We start from the raw sequence: 24,425 nt of genomic DNA on the forward strand, positions 1-24,425 counted from the left end.
TCAGACTCCCCCCGAATCCTGCCGGCCATGGCCAGACCTGGCGTGCTCGGCCTCCAGTTGCGCCACCCGCTCTTGCAGCGCCTGCACCTGGCGTTCCAGGTCAGATAGCGGTGTCTTCGAAACGCCGCCGGCAATGCCCCAGCCACGGTCCTCGCGATACAACATGGCCCAGATCCACAGGAACGGCCACAACGCATGCAAGGTGAACAGGCTCACCCAACCGGTGGCGTGAATCGCATCCTGGTGCGGATGGTTGCGGTGAACGGCAATCTCGTAAGGGATGTCGTGAAGCACGATGATGCCGTAGAACAGCACCAACCCGACAAAGACCAACAAACCCAATGCAAAGTAATCCAGCATGACTGCTCCATTTCACATCCGGGGGGATGCATTGGATTGAGTTTACCAATGAATGGCGCCGGTCAGCGAGATTTATCCAGCCGTTGAAACCTCGCCCGCCTGGCGTCGGGATTCGAGCAGTTGCACGAAGCTCGAGAGGCTCTGGGACACCGTGCCACGCCGCCACACCAGCCAGGTGTGCAGGTAGCGAAAGTCTTCCGACAACGGCCAGACGCTGACCGTGGCGCACCCCGGCATGCTCTGCAGCATGCTGCGCGGCATCAGGGCAAGGCCGGCGCCGGCGCTGACGCAGGCGAGCATGCCGTGGTAGGACTCCATCTCGTAGATCTTGCCCGGCACGGCCGCGTCGGTGCTGAACCAGCGCTCGAAGTGATGGCGATAGGAGCAGTTGGAGCGAAAGGCATAGATGTTCTCGCCGTTGACATCCCGGGCACGGCTGATCGGGGCATGGTTGAGCGGCGCGATCAGCACCATCTCCTCCTCGAACACCGGCACCCCATCCAGGGTCGGGTGCAGCACCGGGCCGTCGACAAAGGCCGCCACCAGGCGCCCGGCCAGCACCCCTTCGATCATCGACCCGGATGGCCCGGTGGACAGATCCAGCTCGACCTTGCTGTATTGCTGGTTATAGGCCGCGAGCAAGGCCGGAATGCGCACCGCCGCCGTGCTTTCCAGCGAGCCCAGGGCAAAGGGCCCCTGCGGCTCTTCGCCGGCCACGGTCAGGCGCGCTTCCTCCACCAGGGCGAGGATGCGCCGGGTGTAGTCGAGAAAGTTCCAGCCGGCCGGCGACAGGCGCAAACGGCTTTTCTCGCGGATGAACAGCTCCACGCCCAGGTCGGTTTCCAGCTGCTTGATCCGCGTGGTCAGGTTCGACGGCACCCGGTGGATGTGCTGGGCGGCAACGCTGATGCTGCCGTGCTCGGCCACGGCCTTGAAGATTTCCAGCTGAACCAGGTCCACGTCATTCTCCGATCGTGAATGAAAGGCTCATTATTATTCAGTTTCCACAAATCGAATAGCCCTCTACGCTGGCCATGTTCCCTCCTATTTGCAGGACAGTGCCATGACCGCGTTTTCCAGCCACACCCATGCCGTCTCGACCAACCCCGCCACCGGCGAAGCCATTGGTCACTACCCCTACGAGTCCGAGGCCGACCTGGATGCGGCACTGGCACGGGCGACCGCCGGTTTCGCCCAATGGCGCCGCACCCCGGTCGACGAGCGCGCCAAGCAGATTCTGGCCCTGTCCAGCGCCATCCGTGACAACGCCCCTGCCATGGCGCGGATGATCACCCTGGAAATGGGCAAGCCGCTGGCCCAGGCCCGTGGCGAAGTGGAGAAATGCGCACAGCTGTGCGAATGGTACGCCGCCCAGGGCCCGGGCATGCTCAGCGCCGAATCGACCCTGGTGGACAACGGCCAGGCGCGCATCGAATACCGTCCGCTGGGCCCGATCCTGGCAGTGATGCCATGGAACTTCCCGGTCTGGCAGGTGCTGCGTGGCGCTGTACCTGCGCTGATCGCCGGTAACACCTACGTGCTCAAGCACGCCCCGAACGTCATGGGCAGCGCCTACCTGCTGCTCGACGTGATCAAGCAGGCCGGCCTGCCCGAGGGTGTGTTCGAAGTCATCAACGTTACCCCGGAGGGTGTCTCCCAGGCGATCAAGGACCCGCGCATCGCCGCCGTAACCCTGACCGGCAGCGTGCGTGCCGGCATGGCCATCGGTGCCCAGGCCGGTGCCGCCCTGAAGAAATGCGTGCTGGAACTGGGCGGTTCCGATCCGTTCATCGTCCTCAATGATGCCAACCTCGACGAAGCGGTCCGGGCTGCGGTCATTGGCCGCTACGCCAACACCGGCCAGGTCTGCGCCGCGGCCAAGCGCCTGATCGTCGAGCAAGGCGTGGTCGAAGCCTTCACCGAGAAGTTCGTCCAGGCCACCCGCCAACTGGTCATGGGCGATCCGCTGTCCGAGCAGACCTACCTGGGCCCTATGGCCCGTTTCGACCTGCGCGACGAGCTGGACGAGCAGGTCCAGGCGACCCTGGCCGAAGGCGCCACCCTGCTGCTGGGCGGGCGCAAGGCCGATGGCGTGGGCAACTTCTACGAGCCGACCGTGCTGGCCGATGTCACCGACCAGATGACCTCGTTCCGCCAGGAGCTGTTCGGTCCCGTGGCCTCGATCATCACCGCCCGCGATGCCCGTCACGCCCTGGAGCTGGCCAACGACAGCGAGTTCGGCCTGGCCTCGACCCTCTACACCCAGGACCTGGAACTGGCCGCCCGGCTCACCGAGGAACTGGACACCGGTGGCGTGTTCATCAACGGCGTCTGCGCCAGCGATCCCCGGGTGACCTTCGGCGGCGTCAAGAAGAGCGGTTTTGGCCGTGAACTGTCGCACTTCGGCGTGCGCGAGTTCTGCAACGCCCAGACGGTCTGGCTCGACCGCCGCGGCTGAGTACCAGCGCCCTCACCGCTCCTCCTTCGGGGGCTGTGCCGGGGCGCTGTACCATTGTTCCCTTGGCACCGACTTGGGCTGCTGCGGGTCGCCCAGGTAATGGGGCGACATGATCTGCACGCCATATTCATTGAATACATCCTGGATATGCGCGTGCAATTCACTCAGCAGCACCGCCCGCGGCCGTGGCTGACTGGGGATGGCCTGGGCCACCAGGCGGTACTCGGGGTAGAAGTCCGACAGCGCAGTCTGGAACACCTGGGGCCGGGGCTGGCCGAGGATACCGTTGGTGCGTTGCGCCGCCTCCAGCAACATCGCTTCGACCTGCCGCCACGGCGTGTCGTAGCCGATGGTCACCGTGGTGTCCACCACATAGCCCTCACCCTCCACGATCCTTGAGTAGTTCTTGGTCACGCTGCCGGTGATCATCGAATTGGGCAGGGTCAGCACTTCGCCAAGGCCGGTGCGAATCCGCGTGGTGAACATGCCAAGCTCGGTGACCGTGCCTTCATAGTCGCCAATGCGCACGAACTCGCCCGGCCGCAAGGTGCGGGTATAGGTCAGGATCAGGCCGGCCGCCGCCTGGCCGACCACACTGGTGGCGCCCAGGGAAATCATCAGGCCGATCAGCACCGACAAGCCCTTGAAGGCCTCCGTACCCGCGCCTGGCAGGTAGGGATAGGCCATGGCCAGGGCGAACAGCCAGATCGCCAGGGCGGTCAGCCGCGTGGTCGGCTGCAGGGTTTCCTGATTCAGCCAGCTCAGGGTGCCAGGTACCGCCAGGCGCCGCAGCACGCGCTTGCTGAACGCCACCGCACCGCGGGCGATGAAGAAGATCGCCAGGGCCACCACCAGCCCCGGTACCGCGCCAATGATGCCTTCGAGCAGGTAGCGGGCCAGCTCGTACAGGTATTCATTGAGCTGCTCGCCCCAGGGCCGGGTGTAGGGGAAGCGCGACAGTACAAAACCCAGCCACTCGTAGCTGAGCAAGGCGATCAGCAGCCAGCGCAGCGTCTCCAGCACGCGGCGGATCAGGGTATAGAAGACGTTGGCCTCGATCACCGGTGTCTGCCCGACCGTCAAGGCGCGGGCATGCCGGCGCATCAGGCTCGGCAGGCTGACCGACAGCTTGCGGCGGATATAGGCGATGACCCACAGCAGGGCCAGGTACAGGCCGGTGGCGATGGCCACGGCCACCAGTGAGTGCATGAGCATGCGCAGGTTGCGTGCTTCGCGGGTTTCGGCCACGGCCAGGCGCAGGTTGGCGGCGGCCTGCTGGGCGGCGTCGAGCACCGAGGCCTGGGTCAGCGGATCGACATCCCGGGGTGCTACGATAAAGGCACGCTTGTCGCCCAGCAGCACCAGGTAGCTGGTCTGGATCGGGTCGACACGCACCTCCAGGTCCTGGCTTTCCTCCAGGGTTTCGCCGATCACCATCTCGGCCCGCTTGACCCGGTGCTCGGGGGTTTCACCCAGCACCGTGGCGCGAAACTGCATGATGCTGCGGTTGGCGACCTTCAATTCCACCGGCGCGGCCGTCGTCTGCGCCGTCTCCTCCTGTGCAGTGGCCTGCCCGCCCAGCAACAGGCAGACCATCAATAGCCAGCCAACGACGCCCACCCTGCCCATGCCCTGCTCCTCGCTACCGGCCAGCCCTTACCTGTAGCGCAGCCTAGACCAGCGGCGACCGCTTGTCAGATCCTCCCGGCCGTTGCCCCGGGGCGTCGGTGAGCCATGGGCTAAACTGAATCGCGGGGGCTGGCAATGCAACACGACCGGAGGTGCTCCATGAGCCAGTACCAACACCTTCTGCTGATGCTCGGCGGCGACCTGCGCCACACCCCGGCGATGGAACGCGCCGCTGCCCTGGCCCGGGAAACCGGAGCCGCCCTGCATATCTGCGTATTCATCGAAGAGGTCGACACCCTGGGCTTGATGAGCGGCGACGAAAACCTGCTGCTGTCTCGCGTCAGTGACAACCGCAAATGGCTGGCCGACGAAGCCACCCTGCTGCACAAAAGCGGGATCCAGTGCGTGAACACCGAAGTGATGCTGACCCGCGACCTGCTACAGGCGGCACTCACACAGATCAACGAGATCGACCCGGACCTGCTGATCAAGGATGTACAGCATGAGCCGGCGCTCAAGCGTCTACTGGTCACCCCGCTGGACTGGCAACTGCTGCGTCAGAGCCCCTGCCCGGTCCATCTGGTCACCCAGGTGCACTGCCCGCTGCCGCGCATCGTCGTGGCCGCCGTCGACCCCGTGCATCCCAAGCACCCCTACAGCGACCTCAATGAAGCGGTGATCCAGGCCGCCAGCAACCTGGCCCACCAGTGCAACGCCGAATTGCACCTGTTGCATGTCTGCGACAGCAGCCAGACCCACATGTCCGACTTCGGCGCTGGCACGGTGACCATGCCGGGCTTTGGCAGCGATGTGCGCAAGTCGATCCACAAGGCGTTCGAGCACCTGGCCGAGCGGCATGCCGTGTCACTGGACCGCCAGCATTTTCTCTCGGCGCCAATCACCCGCAGCATCGCCGACTTCGTCGACCACAGCCGCGCCGACGTGCTGGTGATGGGCAATCATCCGCGCAAGTTGCTCGAACGCGTCACCGGCAGTGTCACCGAGCATGTGCTCGAAAAATCGCTGTGCAATGTGCTGGCGATCCGGGTTCACGACTGAGGCTCAGTCGTACTCGGCCTCCTCGTGTTCACCCAGCAATCGCCGCTGTCGTGGCGTGGCCTGGGCGAGCACGGCGGGGTTGAACTGCCAGCGCAGGTAGGGTGAGAACTTCTGCGCGACCATGCGCCGGCCGTAGTGCACCTGCAGCATCGAGCGACAGCGGTCGGGGGTCGTGTTGTCGCTGCCGCCGTGCCATAGCTCGCTGCGAAACATCAGCGCGTCGCCGGCGCGGCAGAGGATGGTCTGCACCGCCTGCCCCTGCCACGACTGCTCACCGGCAGCGGGCTTTCGCCCTGCCTTGTGGCTGCCGGGCAGCACGCGGGTCGGGCACAGGTCGGCGTCGATGTCGTCGAGGTAGAACTGCACGGTGCAGATCTGCATCGGCAGTTCGAAATCAGGGTCGGCCAATAGCTCAGGTGGCAGCTGCATCACCAGATGGTCCAGGTGCAACGGCATGCCCTGGGCGCCGGGATGACTGCGCCAGGCGGTCTGGCCAATGATGTGGCAATCCTCGCCCAGCGCCGCCTGCGCCAACTCGATGATACCGGGCAGGTCCAGGTAGGCCAGCCACAGCGGGTCGCGGTTGAACACGCATTTGTAGTGTTCGATCAGGCCGTTGTAGTCCCAATGCAGGGGTGTGAGCCGGCTGATGGCGCCTTGCAGTTGCTCGACCTGCGCCGGCGCAAGTGCAGCCGGCAACAGGACAAAGCCGTCGTCATGCAAGGCCCTCAGCACGGATGGAACGTCCATGTTGGAGCTATTCCCGCCAGTGCAGGTTGACCTTCACCGGTTTGCTGCCGTCGATCACCACTTGTTGACGCTGTTGCTGGCCATTGAGGCTGGCCAGGACCTGGTAGTGGCCATTGGGCAGCTTGGCGAACAGCATCGGGCCGATATCCTGCAAGGTCAGCACCGGCTGGCCGGTTGCGGATTCGACACGCACTTCGGCGCCGCTCTGGTACTTGTTGTCCGCCCCCGACGACAAGGTGATCTCCAGGTTGTAGCCACGGGTTTGCTGCATGGCCCTGGATTCATCGAGGCCGATGCCGCCTTTGAGGTAAGGGATGCCGTTCTGTTCCTGGGGCTGCAGCTGAACGCCGGCGGGGTCGATGGGTTCCTGGTACGACTGCGCCGCGGCGAGCGGTGCCACGCAGAGCATGGCCAGCGCCAGGCCCAGACCACTGAGAACATGTTTGCGATGACTGTTCATGGCCAGTCCTCCAACAAGGGTCCATACCTTATTGGACGCCCCGCCAAGCCAGGGTTCCCCGTGGCCTGACGCGCGGTTCAGCCCTGGCGCAACCAGTCGATGAAGCGGGCGAACAGCTCGGACTGGGAGTTGATCTCGAGCTTCTGGTACAGGTTCTTGCGGTGCATGCGCACGGTTTCCGGGGAAATGCCCAGTTCGCTGGCGGTGGACTTGGCCGAGTGGCCGCGCAGGATCATGTGCGCCACCTCCCGCTCGCGGTCCGTCAGCAGCTGGCAGCCGAAGCTGTCGAACGCGGCCTGGATGCTGCCGTGCCCGGTACTGGCCGGCGCCAGCCCGTGGCGGGCAAAACGCACCAGCAACTCGCGGACCATCGGTTCCACCGCCCGCAGCAGATGAACCTGCTCCACGCCAAGGCGCGTGCCGCTACAGCCCTGGAACAAGCTCAGGGACAACTTGCGCCCGTCGCCGACATCGGCAATGAAATAGCTGTCTTCGCTGCAGCCGGTGCCCAGGTAGTAGGTCTTGTAGTAGTCGCTGTCGAAGAAGTGGTCCGGAGCGATGTCCTCAAGGTGATAGAAGCCCTGGGCCAGGCCGCTCTCCACCGCCAGGCAAAACGGATCGAGCAGGTAGCCGGCGGCGAAGTAACGGTTGAGGATGGCATCGCGGTGCTGCTCGGGAATGCCCTGTTGGTACAGCAACTGTGGGGCCTGGCCCTGGCGTTCGAGGCTGATCATCATTGACTCCACCGCCACCAGCTGGCCGATGGCAGCGGCCAGGTGCACGAGGGCATCCTGGCTTTCGCTGTGGGCGAAGGCGTTCTGCAACGCGGCGTGCCATTGCTGCAGGGCGGCAAAGGACAGGGTGACGGGGGTGTCGAGGGAAAGTTGGCTCATGCCCCGCAGTCTAACGGGGCGGGCATGAGCCTGCATCTGCGATCGTTCGCCGAGCATGCCCGCGCCCGCAGCGCGGTCCTCACCCACCCGCGTACACCCCTTCCCGGCGCAGCTCTTCGGCCGTCTCCAGAATGCACACCCGTAAGGTCTCGACGATCTCATCCACCTGGGCATGGGTGATGATCAGCGGTGGCGACATCACGTTCAGGTGCATGATCGGCCGTACCAACAGGCCCCTGGCCTGCGCCCGGCGGTGGATGCGTTCGCCGATGTTCACCGCATCGGCGAACAGCGCCTTGCTGGCCTTGTCGGCAACGAACTCGACGCAGGCCATCAGCTTCATGCAGCGCACGTCGCCCACCAGTGGCAGCTCGCGCAGGCTGTGCAGGCGCTGCTCCAGGTAGCCACCGACATCCTTGACATGGGCCAGCAGGTTTTCCCGCTCGATGATCTCGATGTTCTTCAGCGCTGCGGTGCAGCACACCGGATGGCCGCTGTAGGTGAAGCCGTGGGTGAAGCAGCGGCCCTTGCCCGGCTCGGCGATCACCTTCCAGATCCGCTCGGAGAAAATGCATGCCCCCAGCGGCAGGTAGGCCGAGGTCAGGCCCTTGGCGGTGGTGATGATGTCCGGCTGCACGCCGAACAGCTCCTCGCTTGCGAAGAAGGATCCCAGGCGGCCGAACGAGGTGACCACTTCATCGGCCACGAACAGGATGTCGTACGTCTGGCACAGCTCCCACATGCGCAGGAAGTAACCCTTGGGCGGGATGATCACCCCGCCCGAGCCCATGATCGGCTCGGCGAAGAAGGCGGCGACATTGTCGGCGCCCAGGGACAGGATCTTGTCCTCGAACTCGGCCACCAGGAAGTCGAGGAACTCGGCCTCGTCCATACCGTCCGGGGCCCGGTACGGGTTGGGGTTGCAGATGTGGTGGATCAGGTCATGGCCATAATCGAACTCCGGCACCCGGTCGGCGGCCTTGTTGCCGATCGACATGGTCAGGGTGGTTGAGCCGTGGTAGGCGTTGTAGCGGGCGATGATGTGCTTCTTGTGCGGTTTGCCCCGGCAGTTCTGGTAGTACTGGATCAGCCGGTAGGCCGTATCGACCGCCGTGGAGCCACCGGTGGTGAGGAACACATGGTTCAGATCACCCGGGGCCAGCTGGGCGAGTTTTTCGCACAACTGGATGGCCACGGTGTTGGCCATGTCCGAGAACGGGTTGGAATAGGCCAGCTGGCGTACCTGGTCGGCGATGGCCAGGGCCATTTCCTCGCGGCCCAGGCCGATGTTGGTGCACCACATGCCGCCGACGGCATCGAGGAAACGGTTGCCCTCGGAGTCACGAATGTAGGCGCCCTCCCCGGCGACGATGTTCAGCGCACCCTGCTCGCGGTGCTCGTCGAACATGTGGTAACCGTGCATGTAGTGGGCCTTGTCGGCCGCCACCAGCGGGTCGTGGGCGATGGGCGTGACGAATGCTTTGCTTGGCGTAGCCATGGGCAGTTCCTTGGCGATGAGAATCGAAAGGGTTCAAAAACCGGTCTTGACCGTGCTCCAGACCCGGGTGATGGCGCGCATGTCCTTCGGCTCGTGGGACTTCTGGGCGAACAGGCGCCCGCGGGTGGCGTCGTCGGGGTAGATCGCCGGGTCGTTGCGAATCTCGCGCGCCACCCGTTCGGTGGCCGCCGCGTTGCTGTTGGCGTAGTGGATGTAGTTGGTCACCTTGGCCATGGTCTGCGGTTGCAGCAGGAACTCGATGAAACGGTGGGCGTTGGCCGCGTGCGGGGCGTCCTTGGGCAGGTAGAGGTTGTCGAACCAGATCAGCGAGCCTTCGTCGGGGATGAAGAACGCCAGGTTGATATTCTTCTTCGCCTCGACGGCGCGGGCCTGGGCGGTGGCGTAGTCGCCGGACCAGGTCAGGGCCATGCACACATCGCCGTTGGGCAGGCTGGTGAGGTAGTTCACCGAGTCGAACTTGCGGATGTAGGGGCGGATGTCCAGCAGCAGCTTCTCGGCCGCCTTCAGGTCGGTGGCCGACGCGCTACGCGGGTCCTTGCCCAGGTACTTGAGGGCCAGGGGGATCACTTCGGTGGGGGCGTCCATCAGGGTCACGCCACAGTCGGCGAAGCGTGCGACGATCTTCGGGTCGAACAGCATGGCCAGCGAGCCGATGGGCGCATCCGGCATGCGCGCCTTGATCTTGTCGACGTTGTAGGTCACCCCGGAGCTGCCCCAGGTGTAGGGCGCCGAGTACTTCAGGCCCGGATCGTAGCCTTGCAGGTTTTCGACCACCTGGGCATCGAGGTTGTGCCAGCTGGGCAGTTGCTGCTTGTCCAGCGGCTGGAACACCCCGGCTTTGATCAAGGGTGGCACCAGGGAGGCGTTGAGCATGACCAGATCGTAACCGGAGCGGCCGGTCAGCAGCTTGGTCTGCACGGTCTCGTAGCCGTCGAAGGTGTCGTAGATGACCTTGATGCCGGTGGCCTGCTCGAAGTCGGCCAGGGTGGTTTCACCGATGTAGTCGGTCCAGTTGTACAGCCTCAGCGTGTTACCGGTGTCCGTCTCGCTGGCCGATGCGGCCGTGGCGGTGGATAGCAGCAACAGCGTACCCATCACCTTCAGTGCCTTGCGCATAGCAACTCCATCGTGTGATCGCTCCGGGGTGAGCCGATGGACGTACTATCGGGTGATTCGATTGGCCGGGCCATAACCCGAATGGGTAGGTGGTGGTTGGTAGGGGAATGGCGACCGCTGCGCGGTCGATCGCAGGCTTCGCCAGCTCCCACAACACCGGTGTACGCCGACCCCCTGTGGGAGCCGGCAGCGCCGGCGATGCTGCGCAGCAGCCCCGGGCCGGTCAGGCCAGCGGGTACAGCGCCTCGTCGAACTGCGACAGGCGCGGGAACGCCAGCGGCTGGTCATCCGACAGGTGCTCCAGGCGCTGGCGGTAGGCCTGCAGGAAGTCCTTGCGCGCCTCATCGCTGATGTACGGCACATGCCAGGCCACGAACGGTTCCAATACGTCAAAGCCGACATAGGCCAACGTCCCGCGCAGGATCGGCCGCAGCATGTCTTCCAGCGGCCCGTGGATAGCCCCCTCACCGAACATGTGCTCACGCCCGCCCAGGGTCACGGTCACCAGGGCCTTCTTGCCTACCAGCCCGCCCTGGTCATAGAAGCGCTTGCCGCCATAGCAGATGCCGGACACCAGCACCCGATCGATCCAGCCCTTGAGCATGGCCGGGGCCGAGAACCAGAAGATCGGGAAGTTCAGCACCACCAGGTCAGCCCACAGCAGCTTGTCCAGCTCTTGCTGGATGTCGGCGGCGATCGACTGGCTCTTGACCCCCAGGCGCTGCTCCAGGGCATAGACCAGGTAGTCGGGGTTCTCGCGGGTGACGAAGTCGCCCGCACTGGCCACCGGGTTCCAGTTCATCGCATACAGGTCGCTGACCTGCACCTGGTGCCCCTGGGCGGTGAAGGTCTCGACGGCCTGGTCACGCAGGGCGGCGGTGAAGGATTGCGGCTCGGGGTGAGCGTGGACGATCAGTACATTCATGAATACCTTCCTTTAAACAGGTTGCAAGGTGCCAGGGACGGCACGTTTGGCCAGCAAGCGGTCCAGCCAGTCAGGGTCCATTTCCGGCTCCGAGGACAGCAGCAGGCCGGTGTAGTCCCGATGCGGCGGGGTGAAGATGGCATCGCGGCTGCCGTGGTCGACCACCCGCCCGCGCTGCATCACCAGCACTTCATCGGCGATAGCGCGGACGGTGGCCACGTCATGGGTGATGAATAGATAGGCCACGCCCAGTTGCTGCTGGATGCGGTTGAGCAGCTTGAGCACCCCTTCCGCCACCAGCTGGTCCAGGGCCGAGGTCACTTCGTCGCAGATGATCAGTTGCGGCTCGGCAGCCAGCGCCCGGGCAATGCAGATACGCTGCTTCTGTCCGCCGGACAGCTCGCGCGGCTGGCGCTCCATGTACAGCGCCGGGTCCAGTTCGATCATCTCCAGCAGCTCGGCCACCCGCTTGCGCATGGCCTGGCCCTTGAGGCCCAGGTAGAACGTCAGCGGCCGGCCGATGATGTCGACGATGCGCTGGCGCGGGTTCAGCGCGGTGTCGGGGATCTGGTAGATCATCTGGATGCGCCGCAGCTGCTCCTTGCTGCGCTGGCGAAAATCGTTCGGCAAGGCTTCACCGTCGTACAGCACCCCGCCGCTGGTGGGCGGCAAGAGGCCGGTGATCAAGCGCGCCGTGGAGCTCTTGCCGCTGCCGGACTCGCCGATCACCGCCAGGGTCTGGCCCCGGTGCAGCGTGAGCGAAACGTCGTGCAGCACCGGTTGATCACCGTAGCTGGCGCTGGCCTTGCGCACTTCCAGCAAGGGCTTTTGCTGCCCCGGGCAGGCCTTGGGCTCGGTACGGAAACTGCGCACCGCCCACAGCGACTTGGTGTAGTCCTGCTGCGGCGCATCGAGCATGGTGCGGGTATCGGCTTCCTCCACCAGCTTGCCGTGGCGCAGCACCATGATCCGGTCGGCCATCTGCGCCACCACCGCCAGGTCGTGACTGATGTACAGCGCCGCGCTGCCATAGGTCTTCACGGCATCGCGGATGGCCGCCAGCACTTCGATCTGGGTGGTGACGTCCAGCGCCGTGGTCGGTTCATCGAAGATGATCAGGTCCGGGTGGCAGGCCATGGCCATGGCGGTCATCACCCGCTGCAACTGCCCGCCGGAGACCTGGTGCGGATAACGCTGGCCGATATGTTCGGGGTTGGGCAGGCGCAGCACCCGGTACAACTCCACCGCCTCGGCTTCGGCGCGGGCGCGGTCGATGCCGCCATTTTTCACGGCCGTTTCGACGTGCTGGTCGATCAGCCGATGGGCCGGGTTGAACGAGGCGGCGGCGCTCTGTGCCACATAGGCGATGCGCAGGCCGCGCAGCTTGCGCAGGGCCTCGCTGCCGGCACCGACCAGTTGCATGCCGTCGAACAGCACCGAGCCGCCGGTGATCCGGCAGCCATTGCGCACATAGCCCATGGACGCCAGGCCCAGGGTCGACTTGCCCGCCCCCGACTCGCCGATCAGCCCCAGCACTTCGCCGCGCTGCAGGGTCAGGTCGATGCCCTTGATCAGGGGATGCCAGGCGTCTTCGTAATGGCCTTCGATACGCAGGTCACGGATTTCCAGCAACGGTTTTTCAGAAACAGTCATGTTCAGCACTCCTTCAGGCCGCTGGATTGATGCAGCACCCAGTCCACGACAAAGTTGACGCTGACGGTGATCAGCGCCACCGCCAGTGCCGGCAGCAGTGGGCTGATGTCGCCGAACGTGATCAGTACGGCGTTGTCGCGGACCATGCTGCCCCAGTCGGCAGTGGGCGGCTGGATGCCCAGGCCCAGGAACGACAGCGCACTGATGAACAGGAAGACAAAGCAGAAGCGCAGGCCGAACTCGGCAATCAGCGGCGCCGCGGCATTGGGCAGCACTTCACGGGTCACCAGCCACCACAGCCCTTCCCCGCGCAGGCGAGCGGCCTCGACGAAGTCCTGGACCACCACGGTCATCGCCACTGCCCGCGCCAGGCGAAACACCCGGGTGGCATCGAGCAGCGCGATCACCAGCACCAGCGAGGTGGCGGTAGTGCCGACCACACTGAGGATCAGCAAGGCGAAGATCAGTTGCGGAATGGCCATGAGGATGTCCACCACCCGCGACATGCCCTGGTCGATCCAGCCGCCCTTGATCGCTGCCACCAGGCCGCAGAAACCGCCCAGGGCAAAGGCCAGGGTCGTGGTCAGGAAGGCGATGCCCAGGGTGTTGCGGGCGCCGTAGACCAGGCGGCTGAACATGTCGCGGCCCAGGTTGTCGGTACCCAGCAAAAATTCGCCGCCCCAGGGCGCGAAGCCCTCGCCCACCACCTGGGTCTCGCCGAATGGCGCCAGCAGCGGTGCGAACAGCGCCACCAGCACGTACAGCAGAATCACCAGCAGGCCGAACTTGGCGCTCAGCGGCGCGCGCAGCAGTTGTTTGATCAGGCTCATGGACTACCCCTTCGGATGCATCAGGCGTGGATTGCTGGCAATCGATAGCACATCGGCCGTGGTATTGAGCAGGATGTAGGTGGCGGCGAAGATCAGGCTGCAGGCCTGCACCACCGGGATGTCGCGCTTGGCCACCGAGTCCACCAGCAACTGCCCCAGGCCCGGGTAGACGAACACCACCTCGACCACCACCACACCGACCACCAGGTAGGCCAGGTTCAGTGCCACCACGTTGATGATCGGTGCCAGGGCATTGGGCAAGGCATGGTGGAAGATGATCCGTGCCTGGCTGATGCCCTTGAGCCGGGCCATTTCGATGTAGGGGCTGGCCAGGAGGTTGATCAGCGCTGCGCGGGTCATGCGCATCATCTGCGCGATCACCACCAGGCTCAGGGTCAGCACCGGCAGCAGCGAGCGCTCCAGCACCTCGGCAAGGCTTGCGCCCGGCGCCAGGTTGGAAATGCTCGGCAGCCAGTTGAGCTTGACCGCGAACACCAGGATCAGGATGTAGGCGACAAAGAACTCCGGGAACGACACCGCGCTCAAGGCACTGGTGTTGAGCAGCCGGTCGAACCAGCTGTTGCGGTACAGCGCCGCCAGCATGCCCAGTACAAGGGCCACCGGCACCGACACCAGCGCCGCCAGCAGGGCCAGGCTGAAGGTGTTGCCCAGGCGCGCACCGATCAGTTCGGCAATCGGCCGCTGGTTGGCCAGCGACACGCCCAGGTCACCGTGCAGCAGTTGCCAGGCCCAGTGGCCGAAGCGGTTGAGCGCCGGCATGTCCAGCCCCAGCTGCGCCCGCAGCGCCGCCACGGTTTCCGGGGTGGCGGCCTGGCCGAGCATGGCCTGGGCGACATCGCCCGGCAGCATGCCGACGGCCAGGAAGATGATCACCGCCACCGCCAGCAGCGACAGCAGGCCCAGCGCCAGACGCTGGCCAAGCAATTTGCAAAGACTATTCACCGTACAGCTCCTCGCACAGGTACACCGAAAGAAGGCTTGAAAGCACCGGCACTCAGGCCTGCCACCAGCGTTCGATCAGGCGCAGGCCGTCGAGCTCGCCATAGGGTGCAGTCAGCCCTGCGTGGGTGACCCGCTTGGAGCGCGCCGCTACGGAGCTGGCGAACAGCGGCACGATGGCCCCGCCTTCATCACGGCACAGCGCCTGCATTTCGTTGTACATCTCCTGGCGCAGCGGTGCGTTCATCTCGCCACGGGCGGCGGTGAGCAACTGGTTGAAACGGGCGTTGTCCCAGTGCGTTTCGTTCCAGGCCGCACCCTTGGCGTAGCCGATGCTGAACATGCGGTCGGCGGTCAGGCTGCTGTACCAGAAGGAAGTGGTGAAGGGTTGCTTCATCCAGACGTTGGTGAAGAAGCCGTCGGCCGGCTCGCGCACCACGTCGATGTCGATGCCGGCCTGGCGCGCCTGCTCCTTGAACAGCACCGAGGCATCCACCGCGCCGGTGTAGGCGGCGTCGGAGGCCTGCAGGCGTACCTTGAGCGAGTCCAGACCGGCCTGGCGCAGGTAGAAGCGCGCCTTGTCCGGGTCGTAGCTGCGCTGCTCCAGGGCATTGTTGATGAAGCGGCTGCCGGGCTGGATCGGGTGGTCGTTGCCGATCTGGCCGTAGCCATAGAGCACCGAGGCCAGCAGGGTTTCACGGTTGATTGCGTGCTTGAGCGCCAGGCGCACGTTGTTGTCCTGGAACTGGCTGCTATCGGTGAGCATCGGGAAGGTGTAGTGCTGGGCGCCCTTGGTTTCCTCGATGGCAAGATTGGGGTTGCGCTTGAGCAGCGCCACGGTTTTGAGGTCGACCTTGTTGATGACATCGACTTGGCCGGTGACCAGGGCATTGACCCGGGCGGCGCCGTCGGCGATGGCCAGCAACTCGGCGCTGGCGAAGTGCGCCCTGCCCGGCTTCCAGTAGTCGGGGCTGCGCTCAAGGTCCATACGCACACCCGGCTCGAAGGCCTTGAGGCGATAACCGCCGGTGCCGACCGCGGACTGCCAGTCGGCCAGACCGTCTTTGGACGGCATGATCACCAGGTGGTAGTCGGCGACCACGTAGGCGAAGTCGGCGTTGCCCGAGTGCAGCTCGAACACCACGCTGTCGCTGCCCTGGGCGCGCACCTGGGCGACATCGCCGAGCACGGTCTTGGCCGCCGAGGTGGATTTGTCGCCCAGGTGGTGCTGGATCGAGGCCACCACGTCGTCGGCGGTCAGGGTCTTGCCGTTGTGGAAGGTCACGCCCTGGCGCAGGGTGAAGGTCCAGATGCGCGCATCGGGGCTTGATTCCCAGCGCTCGGCCAGCTCCGGAATGGCGTTGCCGTCCACGCCGATCTCGCTCAGGGTGTTGTACACCGCCGAGAAGCCGACGAAGGTGAAGGTGTCGCTCCAGGAACCCGGGTCACGCGAGTCGGTGGTGCTGCCACCGGCCAGGCCCATGCGCAGCACGCCACCGGCCTTGGGCGTCTCCTCGGCCCATCCACGGGTGGGCAGGCCGAGGGAGAACGCACCGGCAACCGCTGCCGCTGCCGCGCTGTATTTGAGAAAATCCCGACGCGGTAGTCCGCCGTCGTGCATCGCTTGAGTAATCTTGTTGTTGTTATCGCTCATGGCATTGCCCCTGAAAAACCGCAGAGAAAAGGATTCAGTCGACCTCGCACGCATCGATGGTGCAAATATTTGTATTTGTCATCGTGACAATTACATTAGACTCAACAGCACACCGCTGCCAAGCCCTGCAAAAAGGTTTTTCGCAGGGTGTATATTTTCGATTTGCAAAGGGACTTTTCAGCCGATGAGCCAGTCGACCCGCCTGATCACCGCCTCGTACATCCTGTCGTTCGTGGCCGCCAACGCCCCGCAGAAGCTGCGTACCGAGACCATCGCCAAGTGGGTCAAGACCCACCCCACCCGCGTGCGCAGCCTGGTCTCGCTGATGGTCAAGGCCAATATCCTCAAATCCTGGCGCGGCGCCCATGGCGGCCTGACCCTTGCCCGCCCGGCCAGCGAGATCACCCTGCGCGAGGTCTACGACGCGGTGCAGGAAAGCTCGCTGATCGCCGAGAAGATCGACAACCCCTTCTCGGGCCTGGAAGACCACTGCAAGGTGTTCGAGGTGTTCACCCGCCTGTTCGCCATGCTCGAAGCCAACATGCGCCTGGACCTGGGCAGCATCACCGCCGACCAGCTGTTCGTGGCCTTCGACAAACCGGTGGAAAAAGCCGAGCAGGCCTGAGCCTGCTCGATTGTTGCGACCTCAAACCTGCATGGCCTTGATCTCGACGAACTCGGCCAACCCCTCCTCGCCCCACTCGCGGCCATTGCCCGACTGCTTGTAACCGCCGAACGGTGCCTGGTAGTTGAAAGCGGCGCCATTGATGAAGCATTGCCCGGCACGCAGTTGCCGCCCCAGCGCCATGGCCTGCTCGCGGCTGCCGGCCCAGACACCGCTGGAGAGGCCAAAAGGCGAATCGTTGGCCAGCTCGATGGCCTGGGCTTCATCGCGGTAAGGAATCAGGCACAGTACCGGGCCGAAGATCTCCTCCTGGGCGATGCGCATGCGGTTATCGACGTCGGCGAACAGGGTCGGCTGCACGTAGAAGCCACGCTCAAGCCCCGCGCCACCACCGCACAACAACCGTGCGCCCTCCTCCTGGCCGATGCGGATGTAGTCCAGCACCGTGCGCCGTTGCCCGGCCGAGCACATGGGGCCGAGGAAGCTGCGCGGATCCTGCGGGTCACCCATGACCAGGCGGCGGGTTTCGTCCAGGGCAATGTCCAGCGCCTGGGCATAGCGGCTGGCGGGCAGCAGCATGCGGGTCAGGGCCGTGCAGGTCTGCCCGGAGTTGATCATCACGTCCTGCACGCCATAGCGCACGGCGGCGTCGAGATCGGCATCGGCGGTGACCAGCAACGGCGACTTGCCACCCAGTTCCAGGCACACCCGCTTGACCGTCGGCGCCGCCGCCTGGGCCACCCGCACGCCGGCGCCGGTAGAACCGGTGAACGACACCATGTCCACCTGCGGATGCTTGGCCAGCGCCTCTCCGACCTTCGAACCCGGCCCGCTGACCAGGTTGAACACCCCGGCCGGCAAGCCGATGGCCTCGATCATCTCGGCCAGCAGAAACGCGTGCAGCGGGGTTTCCTGGCTCGGCTTGACCACCACGGTGCAGCCTGCGGCCAGGGCCGGAGCCAACTTGCCGATCAACTGGTGCAGCGGATAGTTCCAGGGGTTGATGAAGGCACAGACCCCCACCGCCTCGCGGTACACCAGGGAGTTGCCGACCTCGCGCACCTCATCCATCAGCCCGGCCAGCTCGATGTACTGCTCAAGGCCGACGATCGGCCCCTCGACCTGCACCGCCTGGCACCATTGCACGGGCATGCCCAACTCGGCCGTGATCACCCCGGCCATTTCCCCGGCACGTTGCTTGAGTTGATCGGCCAGCGCCCGGATGTAGCCGGCGCGCACGCTGGACGGCGTGCGCGACCAGCCGGCAAAGGCCTGGCGCGCCGCCGCCACCGCCCGGTCAACGTCCTGTTCGTCGCCCAGCGGCACCCGGCCGACAGCGGTTTCGCTGGCCGGGTCGATCACCTCGGCCAGGCCACGCCCGGACGGCATCTGCCAGGCGCCATCGATAAACAGCCGCGCGTACTCACGCATGGGCCTTGCCCTCCATCAGCTGCGTGGTGCACCGGGCGATGCGCTGGCAGGCATCGCGCAGCGGCTCGGTGTCCAGCACCAGGCCGAGGCGGATATGCCCGGCGGCGCTCGGTCCGAAGGCTTCGCCGGCCAATACCGACACACCATGGCGCTCCAGCAAGTGCTGGGAAAACGCCTGGGCACTGAGCCCGGTTTCGCGGATGTCGACCATCACGAACATGCCGCCATCGGGCTTGAGCGCCTTCAGGCCCGGGCAATCGGCCAGGCATTCGCAGACCAGGTCGCGGCGCTGGCGGTAGGCCTCGCGCATGGACTCAAGCTCCGGCAACGGCTGCTCCAGGGCCACCACGGCGGCATCCTGGATGAAGTCGGGCGAGCCGTAGAGCATGCACAGCGCAAGATTTTCCAGGTGCGCGGCCAACGCCGTCGAACCCACCACCCAGCCTACCCGCCAGCCGGTCATGGCATGGGACTTGGACAGGCTGTTGAGGGTCGCGGTGCGCTCGGCCATGCCCGGCAGGCTGCCAGGGCTGATGTGTTCACCTTCGTACAGTAGCTCGCTGTAGACCTCATCGGAGATCAGCCACAGGTCATGGCCGATGCACAGTTCGGCCAGGGCCTCCCAGGTGCTGCGCGGCAGGCTCGCCCCCGAAGGGTTGTGCGGGCTGTTCAGGGCCAGGGCGCGGGTGCGCGGGGTGATGCGCGCAGCGACATCCTGCGGACACACGCGAAAGCCGTTCTCCGGACGCACCGGCACCGGCACCACCGTGGCACCACAGGCGCCGAACACCGCCTCGTAGGTGACATACATCGGCTCGGCGACGATCACCTCGTCGCCAGGGTTGAGCACGCACTGGGCCACGCAGAACAGCGCGCACTGGGCACCGGCCAGCACCGTCACCTGGTCGGCGTCGACCGCCTGGCCGCTGCGCTGCTGGTGACGGCGGGCAATGGCCTGGCGCAGGGCCAGCTTGCCGCGCACGTCGGCGTAATGGGTATGACCGCCCTTGAGGCTGTCGATGGCCGCCTGGACGATGGGCGCCGGGGTATCGAAGTCCGGGTCGCCAACCGACAGCAGGAGGATGTCCTGGCCCTGGGCCTGCAACTCCAGGGCGCGGTAGTGGATGTCCCAGGCGGCGGCGCCGTCACCGGCAATACGTTGGGTCAGATCGGAAAAGCGCATGGCAATCTTCCTGAATTAAGGTGTAGGTCAGCGAGCGCAGGCGTGCTTGAGCTCGATCAGGGTCACGCCGTTGCGGGCAAAGCCGGCCGCCAGCTCGCGTTGCAGTTCATCCAGGCTGCGCGGCTGGGCGACGGTGCAGCCGAAGGCCCGGCCGAGCCCTGCGAAGTCCGGGTTGCGCGGCAATACGCCGATGGGCTCGATGTCCAGGCCCAGCATGTCGTCGCGGATCTGCCCCAGGGCATCGTTGTTCCACAGCAGCACCACCAGCGGGCGGTCCAGCTCTTCCACTGCCGTGGCCAGCTCCTGGGCGGTGTAGAGGAAGCCGCCGTCACCGACCAGTACCAGCCCCGGGCGATCGTCGGTTGCGAACATGCCGCCAATTCCGGCCGGCAGGCCGTAGCCCAGGGTGCCGTAGCCGGTGGGGTGCAGCCAGCTGCGCGGCGCCCGGCTGGCGAAGGCGTAGTTGCCGGTGTAGGCCAGCTGGGTCATGTCGGTGCTGATGAAGGCGTTGTCCGGCAGTACGGCCTGGATGCGGTCGAGAATGGCCTGGTGGATCGACTGCAATGGACCATGGCCTTCGCGCAGCGCAACACGCAAGGCCGCCACGGCTTCGATGGCCACCGCAGGATCGCGGTCGATCTCCGGCAGATGGTCCAGCAAGGCGGCAACGGTCTGTTTCGCATCTCCCTGCAAGGCCAGCGCACAAGGGTAGAAGTCGTTGAACTTGCGCGGGTCGATATCCACCCGCAGTAACTCGCCGTTAAGCGGCAGGCGCTCACGCCAGAAGTCGGTATCGGCCATCTCGGTGCCCACGGCCAGTACCACGTCGGCCTCGCCGATCAGATTCCAGCCGGGCTCGACGCACAGGCTTGCACCGGCGTTGAGCGGTGCGTGCGCAGCCAGCAGGCCCTTGCCGGCCACGCTGGTGAACAGCGGCGCGGCCAGGCGCGTGCTCAGTTGCTGCAGCACCTGGGCGGCCTGTAGCGCACCACCACCGGCAATGATCATGGGGCGTTTGGCCGCTGCCAGTCTGGCGGCAGCCTGTTCCAGCACGCTGCTGGCCGGCACACCCCGGCCGGGGCGGCGTACCACCTCACCGCTCCAGTCTCGCTTGACCGGTGCGGCCAGCACATCCAGCGGCACCGAGATATGCACCGGGCGCGGGCGCTCGCTGTCGAACACCGCGTAGGCGCGGGCGACCAGCTCCGGCAGGTCTTCGGCGCTCAGGGCCACGGCGGAGAACGCCGTGATCGGCGCGGTCATGGCGCGCTGGTCCTGGGTTTCGTGCAGGCAGCCCCAGCCCTTGCCCAGGCTCGCAGTGTGGTTGACGCTGGAGATCACCAGCATCGGAATCGAGTCGGCATAGGCCTGGCCGATGGCGGTGGCGGCGTTGGTGACGCCAGGGCCGGTGATGACGAAGCATACCCCCGGCTTGCCGCTGACCCGGGCGTAGCCGTCGGCCATGAAGCCGGCGCCCTGCTCGTGGCGGGTGAGCACGTGGCGGATGCCGCTGCCGGGCAGGCCGCGGTACAGCTCCAGGGTGTGCACCCCGGGAATGCCAAACACGGTGTCAACGCCGTAGTTGGCCAGCAGGCGCACCAGGGCCTGGCCGCCAGTCAATGGAGTAGTCATGTTCAGCTCCTCACGCCTTGCCCAGGCGGATCAGGGCGTCGACCGCGGTACTACCGCGCGGGCCGACCATCAGGGGGTTCACATCCAGTTCCAGCAACTGGTTGGCGTTCTCGCAGGCGTAGTCGGCCACTGCACGGATCGCCGCCACCAGGGCGTCGAGATCGGCAGCCGGACGGCCACGGAAACCTTGCAACAAGGTGGCGCTGCGCAGGCCCAGCAAGGCCGCGCGGATAGCCCCCTCGGTGGTGGGCAGCAACAGGCTGGTGCTGTCCTTGAGCAGTTCGACCAGCACACCGCCAGCGCCAATCACCAGCGCCAGGGCGAAGTCATTCTCGCGCTTGATGCCGACGATCAGCTCGGCCAGTGGTGCCTCGGCCATGGGTTCGAGCAAGACCTGATCGAACGCCACCCCGGGGGCATAGTCGGCAATCCGCCCACGCATCTGTTCCAGCGCGCGGCCCAGGGCGTCGGCATCGCGCAGGTTCAGCGCCACGGCGCCGGCCTCGGTCTTGTGCGGCAGTTGCGCGCTGACGGCCTTGAGTACCAAGGGGTAACCCACTGCTTGGGCATCACCTACAGCCTTTTCAGGTGAACTCAAGCGGCCAGCGGGAATGGGCAAGCCGAACGCCTGCAAGGCCTTTTTCGAGTCCCACTCATTGAGCAACTGGCTGTCACCTTCAAGCGCTTGCGGGCAAAGCGGCTCCAGGGCCGACTCGCCGCGTGCGAGCAACGCCTGGCGGTTGACCTGGTAGGCCGCGATTCGGCCCCAGGCCGCCAGGCCATCCTCGACCCCTTGCAAGGCGGCGATGCCATGGCCGTGCAGACGCTCACGCGCACTGGCCGGCAGCAGCTCGGGAAAGGCCGAAGTCACGAAGCCGGTCTTGCCGTGACGCTTGAGGGCCGCGCAGTAGAGTTCCAGCAGCAGGTCGCATTCCTTGCGCTCGCCGGTGAATTCTGCCGGATAATCGAGCACCAGCATGGCCGCGTCGGCCTCGGTACGCAGGGCGCTGTCGAGCATGCGTTCAAGCGCTGGGCCATCGCCCCAGATCGCCGTGGTGAAGTCCAGCGGGTTGACCAGGTTGGCGTAGCCGGGCAGCACCTGGGCAAGCTCAGCCACTTGCCCCGCGTCCAGCTTCGGCAGGCTCAGCTGGTTGCGCTCGGCATAGTCGGCAATCAGCCCGGCATCACCACCGGAACAGGCCAGGGCGATCAGGCTGCCGCCTTTGGGCAGGTTGCCACAGGCCGCGGCCTTGAGGGTTTCGGCAAAACTCACCGGCCCACTGACGCGAATCACCCCCAGGCGCCGGAACAGGCTGTCGTACAGGGCGTCGGAGCCGGACAGCGAGCTTGTATGACTCAAGGCCAGCTCGGCACCGATCTGCGACACGCCGGTTTTCAGGGCGATGATCGGAATACCCTTCTCCAGCGCCTTGTGCGCCGCGCGGGCAAAGCCCGGCACATTCTTCAGCCCTTCCAGGTGCAGGCCGATGGCGGTCACCCGTGGCTCGTCGAGCAGCGCCTCCATCAGCTCGGCAATGCCGATCTGCCCCTGGTTGCCGACCGAAGCCATGTAGGCCACCGGCAGCGAGCGGTCGCTCATCGACAGGTTGTAGGCGAAGTTGCCGCTCTGGGTCAGGATCGCCACGCCCTTCTCGACCGCCTTGCCGCCATGGGCCACCGGCCACAGTGCGCTGCTGTGCAGGTAGTCGAGCAAGCCGTAGCAGTTGGGCCCGAGCAAGGCCATGCTGCCGGCGGCCTCGATCAGTTGTTGCTGCAATGCCTGGCCTTCGGCGCCTGTCTCGGCAAAGCCCGAGGCGTAGCAGATCGCCCCGCCCGCGCCCTTGGCGGCCAGCTCGGCGACGCAGGTCAGGGTCAGCTCCCGGTTGGTGGCGATGAACACCGCGTCCGGGCCACAGGGCAGCTCGGCCACGCTGCGCACGCACGGCACGCCATCGATGCTGTCGTGCTGCGGGTTGACCAGCCACAGCTGGCCCTGGTAGCCACCTTCGGCGCAGCGCTTGAGCGCCCGGGCCATGCTGCGGCCACCGACGAAGGCCAGGTGACGCGGCGCCAGCAGGCGCTTGAGGTTGTCACGAATCGACTGCGACATACTATTCTCCGACCCGATCAACGCAGCAGTGGACGCAGCAATTCGCGGGAAATGATGTGCCGCTGGATCTCCGAGGTACCCTCCCAGATCCGCTCGATCCGCGCATTACGCCAGATCCGCTCCACCGGCCCCTCGTCCATCAGCCCCATGCCGCCGAAGATCTGCACCGCCTCGTCGGCGACCTTGCCCAGCACTTCACTGGCAAACAACTTGGCCATGCCGGCCTCGCCGTCGGTCATGGTGCCCTGGTCCATCTTCCAGGCGGTGTGCAGGGTCAAAAGCTCAGCGGCGCGGATCTGCGTGGCCATGTCGGCGAGTTTGAACGACACGCCCTGGTAGGTGCCGATCGGCTGGCCGAACTGCTTGCGGTCCGCCGCCCATTGCAATGACACATCCAGCGCCCGTTGGGCCTGGCCGACGCAGTTGGCCGCGACCATCACCCGACCTGCGGTAAGCCAGGCGTTGGCCACTTCCCAGCCCTTGCCCACTTCGCCCAAAACCTTGCTGGCCGGCACGCGGCAGTCGTCGAAGAACAGCTCGTAGGTGTGGTAGCCACGGTTGCTCACGCACTTGGGCCCGCGGCGGATGGTCATGCCCTTGGTGCCACGGTCGACCAGGAAGGCGGTCACGGCGTTGCGCTTCTTGCCATTGTGCTCGTAGGTGTCGGTCACGGCGAACACGATGGCGAAGTCGGCATGCCCGGCGTGGCTGATGAAGTGCTTGCTGCCATTGAGGACGAAATCGTCGCCCTCGCGCACGGCACGGGTCTTGATGGCGTTGGCGTCGGAGCCGGCACCCGGCTCGGTGAGGGCGAAGCAGTCGACCTTCTCGCCCTGGATGCACGGCAGCAGGTAGTCGTTGATCTGCTCGCCCTTGCAGGCCATGAGGATTTTCGAAGGGCGAGCGACGAACACGTGCACCGCCCAGGACACCTTGGACAGCTCGCGCTCGATCAGGGCCTGGGACAGGTAGTCCAGGCCACCACCGCCGACTTCCTCGGGCATGTTGAAGGCGTAGAACCCGGCGGCGATGGCTTTGCCGCGGATCTGTGCGGCAAGTTCCGGAGAGACTTCATCGGCGCGGTCCACTGCTTCCTCGTGAGGCAGCAACTCCTTGGCGACAAAACTGCGTACCGCTTCCACCAACATTTCTTGTTCTTGGGTCAGTTGGAAATTCAT

The 24,425-nt window shown here is 65.6% G+C and carries 21 protein-coding genes; 3 read left to right on the forward strand and 18 right to left on the reverse strand.

What is annotated here, in order from left to right; all coding sequences use genetic code 11:
- Positions 1 to 360, reverse strand: a complete 360-nt coding sequence (locus tag ACIQUS_RS09375) for a DUF3302 domain-containing protein (RefSeq protein ID WP_403045880.1) — start codon at positions 358 to 360, stop codon at positions 1 to 3.
- Positions 361 to 432: 72 nt separating this feature from the next.
- Entirely contained in the window at positions 433 to 1,320 is an 888-nt protein-coding gene (locus tag ACIQUS_RS09380) for a LysR family transcriptional regulator (RefSeq protein ID WP_403045882.1), read from the reverse strand.
- 103 nt (positions 1,321 to 1,423) lie between these two features.
- Between ACIQUS_RS09380 and ACIQUS_RS09385 the strand changes: the two genes are divergently transcribed.
- Positions 1,424 to 2,818, forward strand: coding sequence for an aldehyde dehydrogenase family protein (locus ACIQUS_RS09385; protein ID WP_403045885.1), 1,395 nt, complete (start codon positions 1,424 to 1,426; stop codon positions 2,816 to 2,818).
- Positions 2,819 to 2,830: 12 nt separating this feature from the next.
- On the opposite strand, the gene ACIQUS_RS09390 is transcribed toward ACIQUS_RS09385, so the two are convergent.
- Positions 2,831 to 4,414 (reverse strand): mechanosensitive ion channel family protein, encoded by a 1,584-nt coding sequence (locus tag ACIQUS_RS09390; protein WP_403046120.1) that lies wholly within the window; start codon positions 4,412 to 4,414, stop codon positions 2,831 to 2,833.
- A 192-nt stretch (positions 4,415 to 4,606) separates the two neighbouring features.
- Between ACIQUS_RS09390 and ACIQUS_RS09395 the strand changes: the two genes are divergently transcribed.
- Complete coding sequence (locus tag ACIQUS_RS09395; protein WP_403045888.1) at positions 4,607 to 5,506, forward strand: universal stress protein; 900 nt, start codon at positions 4,607 to 4,609, stop codon at positions 5,504 to 5,506.
- Positions 5,507 to 5,509: 3 nt separating this feature from the next.
- On the opposite strand, the gene ACIQUS_RS09400 is transcribed toward ACIQUS_RS09395, so the two are convergent.
- The 10 genes from ACIQUS_RS09400 to ACIQUS_RS09445 form a co-directional block, all read right to left on the reverse strand.
- Positions 5,510 to 6,256 carry a phytanoyl-CoA dioxygenase family protein gene (locus ACIQUS_RS09400; RefSeq protein WP_403045891.1) on the reverse strand — a complete coding sequence of 249 codons (747 nt, stop codon included), beginning with the start codon at positions 6,254 to 6,256 and terminating at the stop codon, positions 5,510 to 5,512.
- 7 nt (positions 6,257 to 6,263) lie between these two features.
- Entirely contained in the window at positions 6,264 to 6,716 is a 453-nt protein-coding gene (locus tag ACIQUS_RS09405; RefSeq protein WP_403045893.1) for a carboxypeptidase regulatory-like domain-containing protein, read from the reverse strand.
- Positions 6,717 to 6,793: 77 nt separating this feature from the next.
- Complete coding sequence (locus tag ACIQUS_RS09410) at positions 6,794 to 7,609, reverse strand: LuxR C-terminal-related transcriptional regulator (RefSeq protein WP_403045896.1); 816 nt, start codon at positions 7,607 to 7,609, stop codon at positions 6,794 to 6,796.
- A 79-nt stretch (positions 7,610 to 7,688) separates the two neighbouring features.
- Entirely contained in the window at positions 7,689 to 9,107 is a 1,419-nt protein-coding gene (locus ACIQUS_RS09415) for an aminotransferase (RefSeq protein ID WP_403045898.1), read from the reverse strand.
- A 33-nt stretch (positions 9,108 to 9,140) separates the two neighbouring features.
- Positions 9,141 to 10,244, reverse strand: coding sequence for a polyamine ABC transporter substrate-binding protein (locus ACIQUS_RS09420; protein ID WP_403045900.1), 1,104 nt, complete (start codon positions 10,242 to 10,244; stop codon positions 9,141 to 9,143).
- Between the two features lie 223 nt (positions 10,245 to 10,467).
- Positions 10,468 to 11,169 (reverse strand): NAD(P)H-dependent oxidoreductase, encoded by a 702-nt coding sequence (locus ACIQUS_RS09425; RefSeq protein WP_403045903.1) that lies wholly within the window; start codon positions 11,167 to 11,169, stop codon positions 10,468 to 10,470.
- Positions 11,170 to 11,181: 12 nt separating this feature from the next.
- On the reverse strand, positions 11,182 to 12,822 hold the full coding sequence (locus ACIQUS_RS09430) for an ABC transporter ATP-binding protein (protein WP_403045905.1): 1,641 nt from the start codon (positions 12,820 to 12,822) through the stop codon (positions 11,182 to 11,184).
- Between the two features lie 2 nt (positions 12,823 to 12,824).
- Positions 12,825 to 13,652 carry an ABC transporter permease gene (locus ACIQUS_RS09435; protein ID WP_403045908.1) on the reverse strand — a complete coding sequence of 276 codons (828 nt, stop codon included), beginning with the start codon at positions 13,650 to 13,652 and terminating at the stop codon, positions 12,825 to 12,827.
- A gap of 3 nt (positions 13,653 to 13,655) precedes the next feature.
- Entirely contained in the window at positions 13,656 to 14,615 is a 960-nt protein-coding gene (locus ACIQUS_RS09440; protein ID WP_403045910.1) for an ABC transporter permease, read from the reverse strand.
- Between the two features lie 52 nt (positions 14,616 to 14,667).
- Complete coding sequence (locus ACIQUS_RS09445; protein ID WP_403045912.1) at positions 14,668 to 16,266, reverse strand: ABC transporter substrate-binding protein; 1,599 nt, start codon at positions 16,264 to 16,266, stop codon at positions 14,668 to 14,670.
- 184 nt (positions 16,267 to 16,450) lie between these two features.
- On the opposite strand from ACIQUS_RS09445, the gene ACIQUS_RS09450 reads away from it, so the two are divergent.
- Positions 16,451 to 16,891 carry an Rrf2 family transcriptional regulator gene (locus ACIQUS_RS09450; protein ID WP_403045915.1) on the forward strand — a complete coding sequence of 147 codons (441 nt, stop codon included), beginning with the start codon at positions 16,451 to 16,453 and terminating at the stop codon, positions 16,889 to 16,891.
- A 21-nt stretch (positions 16,892 to 16,912) separates the two neighbouring features.
- On the opposite strand, the gene ACIQUS_RS09455 is transcribed toward ACIQUS_RS09450, so the two are convergent.
- The 5 genes from ACIQUS_RS09455 to ACIQUS_RS09475 are packed head-to-tail and all read right to left on the reverse strand — an operon-like array spanning position 16,913 to position 24,425.
- A complete protein-coding gene (locus ACIQUS_RS09455; RefSeq protein WP_403045918.1) occupies positions 16,913 to 18,322 on the reverse strand; it encodes an aldehyde dehydrogenase family protein in 1,410 nt (469 codons plus the stop codon).
- Positions 18,315 to 19,505 (reverse strand): pyridoxal phosphate-dependent aminotransferase, encoded by a 1,191-nt coding sequence (locus tag ACIQUS_RS09460; RefSeq protein ID WP_403045920.1) that lies wholly within the window; start codon positions 19,503 to 19,505, stop codon positions 18,315 to 18,317. The genes ACIQUS_RS09455 and ACIQUS_RS09460 overlap by 8 nt, the downstream gene beginning before the upstream one ends.
- Before the next feature lie 27 nt (positions 19,506 to 19,532).
- Positions 19,533 to 21,137 (reverse strand): 5-guanidino-2-oxopentanoate decarboxylase, encoded by a 1,605-nt coding sequence (locus tag ACIQUS_RS09465; RefSeq protein ID WP_403045922.1) that lies wholly within the window; start codon positions 21,135 to 21,137, stop codon positions 19,533 to 19,535.
- Positions 21,138 to 21,147: 10 nt separating this feature from the next.
- Positions 21,148 to 23,247 carry an acetate--CoA ligase family protein gene (locus ACIQUS_RS09470; protein WP_403045924.1) on the reverse strand — a complete coding sequence of 700 codons (2,100 nt, stop codon included), beginning with the start codon at positions 23,245 to 23,247 and terminating at the stop codon, positions 21,148 to 21,150.
- Between the two features lie 17 nt (positions 23,248 to 23,264).
- Entirely contained in the window at positions 23,265 to 24,425 is a 1,161-nt protein-coding gene (locus ACIQUS_RS09475) for an acyl-CoA dehydrogenase family protein (RefSeq protein WP_403045926.1), read from the reverse strand.

It is taken from the genome of Pseudomonas sp. NPDC090755 (assembly GCF_044769005.1).
In the GTDB taxonomy this organism is placed as follows: domain Bacteria; phylum Pseudomonadota; class Gammaproteobacteria; order Pseudomonadales; family Pseudomonadaceae; genus Aquipseudomonas.